We start from the raw sequence: 5,822 nt of genomic DNA, 5'->3' as shown, positions 1-5,822 counted from the left end.
CTGCGCCGCGGCATCGAGAAGGCTGCTGACGCCATCGTCAAGGAACTCGTGGCCCAGTCCAAGGAAGTCGAGACCAAAGACCAGATTGCTGCCACTGCCACCATTTCTGCAGGCGACCCCGAGATCGGCAATGAGATCGCCGAGGCTCTGGACAAGGTCGGCCAGGACGGCGTGGTCACCGTCGAGGACAACAACCGCTTCGGCCTGGACCTGGAGTTCACCGAGGGCATGCGCTTCGACAAGGGCTACATCGCTCCCTATTTCGTCACCAACAACGATGACCAGACCGCCGTTCTGGATGATCCTTACATTCTGCTGACCTCGGGCAAGGTCTCCAGCCAGCAGGACGTGGTCCACATCGCCGAGCTGGTCATGAAGACCGGCAAGCCCTTGCTGATCGTCGCTGAGGATGTGGATGGCGAGGCGCTGCCCACCCTGATCCTCAACAAGATCCGCGGCACCTTCAACTCCTGCGCTGTCAAGGCTCCTGGCTTCGGCGACCGTCGCAAGGCCATGCTGCAGGATATGGCTATCCTGACCGGCGCACAGGTGGTTTCCGATGAGCTTGGTCTCAAGCTGGACTCCATCGACATGAGCGTGCTGGGCACCGCCAAGAAGGTCATCGTCTCCAAGGATGAGACCACCATCGTTTCCGGTGGCGGTTCCAAGGACGAGGTCTCCGCCCGCGTGGGTCAGATCCGCACCGAGATCGAGAACACCGATTCCGACTATGATCGCGAGAAGCTGCAGGAGCGGCTGGCCAAGCTGGCCGGCGGCGTTGCCGTCATCAAGGTCGGCGCAGCTACCGAGGTCGAGGCCAAGGAGCGTAAGCACCGCATCGAGGATGCTGTCCGTAACGCCAAGGCCGCCATCGAAGAGGGCCTGCTGCCCGGAGGCGGCGTGGCTCTGGTTCAGGCCGCTGCCAAGGCTGAGAAGGATGTCAAGCTGGATGGTGATGAATCCACCGGCGCATCCATCGTCTTCCGCGCCATCGAGGCCCCCATCAAGCAGATCGCTGAGAACAGCGGAGTCTCCGGTGACGTGGTCATCAACAAGGTCCGTTCGCTGCCTGCTGGCCAGGGCTTCAACGCAGCCAACAACGAGTATCAGGACCTGCTGGAGGCCGGCGTGGCCGACCCCGTCAAGGTGACCCGTTCCGCGCTGCAGAATGCAGCCTCAATCGCCGGGCTCTTCCTGACCACCGAGGCTGTCGTGGCCAACAAGCCTGAGCCTCCGGCACCTGCCGCCGCTCAGCCTCAGGGCGACATGGGCTACTGATCCTTGAGGTTCGGCTGGGCTTTTCGGCTGAACCTAGTGATCGCCAAGGACAGGGACCTGCGCATCGGGATATGGTGCGCAGGCCCCTGTCTCTTTTATGGTCTGTCTTTCCATATGCTTGCCAGATCTGGACCCGATATGCCGTGGTCAAATAGTTTTGAGCTGCCAGCACATAGGTCCGGTGCTCAGGCTCCGGCGAAGAGGCGTGTGGCCTGGGCTTCGGTATCTGCATAAAGAGCCGAAGCTTGGGTTAATGCCGCCTGGATGCCTTCAAGTGCTTGTTCCATCTGGGCTTGCGAGGCGCGCCACTGCTGGGCCACTGTGGCGAATTGGCTGGCCGCCGAGCCCTGCCAGACGCTTTGGAGATTGTCCAGGTTGGTGTACATTCCCGCCACGGCATCTCTGATGGCCCCTATTGAGCCGCTGACTGCGCCGGAGGCTGTCTGTATCTGGTCTGAATCAACTTGGAACCGTGTCATGGTTGTCCTTTCCGTGAATGGCGGTGATGGTGGGGGAGTCCGATGCCGTCAGCCGCTACTGTGGACACTATGACAGTGTTCACGCGGTTGCCCCGTCTACGGACCCATGTGGTCGAACGAGTCTTCCTCCACAAGGCGAGTCCAGGCTGCGCTCCGGCCATGAGGCGGGTTCTGGCTTTCCTGCTCTTGATGGTTTTGATTACAGGCGCCCTTGGACCGACCAGGGTCTTTGCCGATGAGCCTCAGACTGGGGCCGGAACCATGACCGACACGATCACTGATCCACAGAATCTGCTGGGTTCTGATGTGGGATCCGTCAAGGATGCGATCAAGGAGACTGCAGAACAAACAGGAGTATCGGTCCGACTGCTCTACTTGCCGCATTTCTATGAGGGTGTCAAGCCGGAGATCTGGGCATCCCGGGTGCTCGAATCAATGAATCCTGCCCAGGACACGGTTATGCTGGCCGTGGCCTCTCAGGACGGCAAATTAGTCGTGGCAGTCTCCAGCAACTCGCAGGCCTGGCTCAAGGACCAATCCAGCGTGGATCAGCTCTCGCAGGCTGCTCTGGAGCCGGTCACCAAAAGCCGCAATCCTGACTGGGTGGGCTCGGCTAAAGCCATGATGACCCAAGTGGAGACTCTTGAGCAGAACCACCGGCATCACCGGATCATGATCATCGCTCTTTCGGTAACGTTTGTGGTCCTGGTTATTCTGGGCGTAGCCGTTACGATTTGGTGGCGTCGCAGCAGCCGAAGCGGGGCTCATCATCGCAGGTCCAGTTCGGCGAAGGAGCAATCACGCCCAACAGAGACGGTCAGCGAACTTTCAGATAATACCCAGAAAGAGGCGGCAAGCTGAAGCCATGAGCAAACCGACGCAAGCACAACTGGTCGTGGTCGACGACGAACCGTCCATCAGGGATCTGCTGGTGGCTTCCCTACATTTTGCGGGCTTTGCGGTTGAGACCGCGGCGTCCGGCTCTGAGGCCATTCAGGTCATTGAGCGCATCCAGCCCGATTTGATTGTCCTGGATGTCATGCTGCCTGACATCGATGGGTTCACAGTCACCTCCCGTATCCGCCAGGAGGGAATCGAAGCGCCGGTGCTCTTTCTGACCGCCAGGGATGACACCCAAGACAAGGTCATGGGGCTGACTGTGGGTGGCGACGATTATGTGACCAAACCCTTCAGCCTGGAGGAGGTTGTGGCCAGAATCAAGGCTATACTGCGCAGAACCCGCGAGCACCAGGAGGATGACCCGATCATCCGCGTGGGTGATCTGGAGATCAACGAGGATTCCCACGATGTCACCAGGGCTGGCCGACCGATTGACCTGAGCCCGACCGAATACAAGCTGCTGCGCTACCTGATGGACAATGAGGGTCGCGTGCTCAGCAAGGCCCAGATTCTGGACCATGTCTGGCAATACGACTGGGGCGGTGATGCGGCCATCGTGGAATCTTATATCTCCTACCTGCGCAAGAAGGTGGATGGCATCACTGTCAGCGATGGGCACGGCGGTGAGCGCAAGGTCACCCCGCTGATCGAGACCAAGCGAGGAATCGGTTACATGATTCGGGCCCCTAGGCAGAACGCGTCGGATGGCGGCGATGGTGACTAGTCCCCAGAGTCCGACCCCTGAGACAGGACAATCGGCTGTTCCCGATTCGAGGTCGGCCGACAGGTCCAGGTCGTTCAAGGGTTCGGACTCCGGCAGGGGAGCCGATTCCGGCAAGCCGAGGGGCAGGTCCATGCCCAGGTCGCCTCTGGCTGCGATTCCCCTAAGTACCAAACTTGTGGCCAGCATGCTCATCCTGCTCATCGTGGGTACGGTGGGCGTCTCTGTAGCCATCTGCCAGATGGCTGACGACTATCTGATGAAACGTACGGACTCCCAGCTGATTCGCCAGGCCAATCTGGGCATCCGCAACGCCACGCTTTTGCGCCAGGAGGATCTGAGCAAGAACGGCCTGGGTCCCACCGACTACTTCCTGCAGATTCGTGACGACGACCTGCACATCATTTCGGACGACCTCAATCCCATGCAGGTCAACGGGGTCATCTCCCGCCCGCGTCTGCCCGCCGACGGCAGCCTGGGTTCGATACCCCTTGGCCAGCCGACCACGGTACCTGCATATGTGCGGGTCTCCAAACAAGCCTCGCCCGACCGCGACACCATGAAGCGAGCCCGGGCCTCATGGCGTGTGGTGGCCATGCAGTGGAAGCTGCGCAATGATCTGGACGGTTCCGAAATCAGTGGTGTGCTCTTCATCGGTCTGTCCATGAGCGACCAGGATGAGGCCGTGCATGATTTGACGGCTTTCTGCATGATCATTTCCGTCGTAGTGGTCCTTCTGGGAGGAGTCATCTCGGTCCTGCTGATTCAGTCCACTCTGGTTCCCCTCAAGCGCATCGAGAAGACTGCTGCAAAGATAGCGGCCGGCGACCTTTCCCAACGCATTCCCAGCTTCCCGGAGAATACCGAAGTGGGTTCCCTGGCGGCATCCCTCAATGCTATGCTGGCGCGAATCGAGCATTCCTTCGACGAGCAGCGCCAGACCACTGAAAAGATGAAGCAGTTCGTTTCGGACGCCAGTCACGAGCTGCGCACTCCTCTGGCCGCCATCCACGGCTATGCAGAGCTCTACAGGATGCAGCGCGATTATCCAGGGGCTTTGGAGCGTGCCGACAAATCCATCCAGCACATCGAGGATTCTTCCACCAGGATGACGGTCCTGGTCACGGATCTGCTTTCGCTTGCTCGCCTGGATGAGGGCAGGGGCATTGACCCGACCCTGTCGGTCGATCTGACCGGTCTGGTGCGAGACGGAGTGGACGACTTGCATGCCCTGGATCTGGGAAGAGAGGTGGCTACCGGAAGGGTTTGCCTGCATACCGAGGATCAGCCTGCTCCCCAGGAGATGCCAGCCACAGCCAGTAAGGGACTGTCAGGCCTCAAGGGACGCAACAAGGAGAAAATCACCGTGGGCGGGCACCTGGGTCCATCGGTCAGCTTGGATATCCAGGAAGGACCCTTGCCCTCGGTACAGGTGACAGGCGACCCCAGCCGCCTTCGTCAGGTGATTACCAACATCGTGGGCAATATCCACCGCTACACTCCGTCTGATTCGCCGGTCCAGGTGGGATTGGGTCTGGTCAAGGCGACCATCGCTCCAGCGGATCTGACCAGGTTGGATGCCACTGAGTCCTCGCTGGGACACCTGACCGAGGCGATCCAGGTGGCAGAAAACAGCCATGTGGGCACCGACTATGCCATCATCCGCGTGGTTGACCATGGACCTGGTGTCCCGAAGGAATCTAGGTCCAGGCTCTTCGAGCGCTTCTACACGGCTGACCCGTCCAGAGCTCGGGAGAAAGGCGGCACGGGGCTTGGACTGGCCATTGTCCAGTCCATTGTCAAGGCCCATCAGGGATTCATCTGCGCGTCGCAGACCCCGGGGGGCGGCTTGACTTTCACCATCGTCATACCCCAGGGTGTCAGGCGGGATCAGGAGGGCGCCGAGGATCAAGCCAATCCTGCTGCCAGCCGTCCCGTACGCCTATGACAAGATGGGTCGTGCTGCCCCTTCCGGTCAGGTAGACTGATTTCGGATATACCTGTTCAAGAAGCAATGTAAGGAAGTGGCAGAGCATGCCCAGCGGGAGAGTACGGTGGTACGACGCCAAGCGGGGGTTCGGGTTCATCACGGATGAACAAGGTGGGGATGTCTTCCTGCCCTCATCAGCCCTACCTGCTGGAGTATCCACTATACGCAAGGGATCCCGGGTAGAGTTCTCGGTGGCTGAGGGCCGCAAGGGCCCCCAGGCCCTGGATCTGAAGCTGGTGGGGCCGACCCCCTCCATCCTGCGCGCCAAACGACCCGATCCGGACGATATGGCCGCCATCGTGGAGGATTTGATCAAGCTGCTCGACTCGGCTGGCAATGGCCTGCGTCGGCACCACTATCCAGGTCGGGCCGAATCCGCCAAGCTGGCCACCCTTCTGAGGGCTGTGGCCGATGACTTTGATGTGCCGGACTGAGTGGACGGCGAGAAGAATCC

The 5,822-nt window shown here is 60.2% G+C and carries 6 protein-coding genes; 5 read left to right on the top strand and 1 reads right to left on the bottom strand.

The features are described from left to right. Positions 1–1,278 (top strand): chaperonin GroEL (groL, locus tag AC0AP0_RS07940; RefSeq protein ID WP_490430072.1); only part of this gene is annotated, 1,278 nt, incomplete at its 5' end. A 185-nt stretch (positions 1,279–1,463) separates the two neighbouring features. Here the strand turns inward: groL and AC0AP0_RS07935 are convergent. Beyond that, positions 1,464–1,757 (bottom strand): WXG100 family type VII secretion target, encoded by a 294-nt coding sequence (locus AC0AP0_RS07935; RefSeq protein ID WP_015022106.1) that lies wholly within the window; start codon positions 1,755–1,757, stop codon positions 1,464–1,466. Positions 1,758–1,799: 42 nt separating this feature from the next. Between AC0AP0_RS07935 and AC0AP0_RS07930 the strand changes: the two genes are divergently transcribed. The 4 genes from AC0AP0_RS07930 to AC0AP0_RS07915 all read left to right on the top strand — a co-directional run bounded on the left by AC0AP0_RS07930 (position 1,800) and on the right by AC0AP0_RS07915 (position 5,802). Beyond that, positions 1,800–2,618: a TPM domain-containing protein gene (locus AC0AP0_RS07930; RefSeq protein WP_490430071.1), complete on the top strand. Its 819-nt coding sequence runs from the start codon at positions 1,800–1,802 to the stop codon at positions 2,616–2,618. Positions 2,619–2,622: 4 nt separating this feature from the next. Then, a complete protein-coding gene (locus tag AC0AP0_RS07925) occupies positions 2,623–3,381 on the top strand; it encodes a response regulator transcription factor (protein ID WP_110425491.1) in 759 nt (252 codons plus the stop codon). After that, entirely contained in the window at positions 3,362–5,326 is a 1,965-nt protein-coding gene (locus tag AC0AP0_RS07920) for a sensor histidine kinase (protein WP_490430070.1), read from the top strand. Before AC0AP0_RS07925 ends, AC0AP0_RS07920 begins: the two co-directional genes overlap by 20 nt. Before the next feature lie 86 nt (positions 5,327–5,412). Next, on the top strand, positions 5,413–5,802 hold the full coding sequence (locus tag AC0AP0_RS07915; RefSeq protein WP_015022102.1) for a cold-shock protein: 390 nt from the start codon (positions 5,413–5,415) through the stop codon (positions 5,800–5,802). Positions 5,803–5,822 lie beyond the last annotated feature (20 nt).

The organism is Bifidobacterium sp. POST2/T3 (B1), assembly GCF_058197115.1.
This window is presented reverse-complemented; position numbering and strand designations above follow the sequence as displayed.

Excerpts from the sequence above, each read along its gene's own strand:
- AC0AP0_RS07925 (WP_110425491.1), top strand. The coding sequence starts at position 2,623 with ATGAGCAAACCGACGCAAGCACAACTGGTCGTGGTCGACGACGAACCG.
- AC0AP0_RS07935 (WP_015022106.1), bottom strand. The coding sequence starts at position 1,757 with ATGACACGGTTCCAAGTTGATTCAGACCAGATACAGACAGCCTCCGGC.
- AC0AP0_RS07920 (WP_490430070.1), top strand. The coding sequence starts at position 3,362 with ATGGCGGCGATGGTGACTAGTCCCCAGAGTCCGACCCCTGAGACAGGA.
- AC0AP0_RS07930 (WP_490430071.1), top strand. The coding sequence starts at position 1,800 with ATGCCGTCAGCCGCTACTGTGGACACTATGACAGTGTTCACGCGGTTG.
- AC0AP0_RS07915 (WP_015022102.1), top strand. The coding sequence starts at position 5,413 with ATGCCCAGCGGGAGAGTACGGTGGTACGACGCCAAGCGGGGGTTCGGG.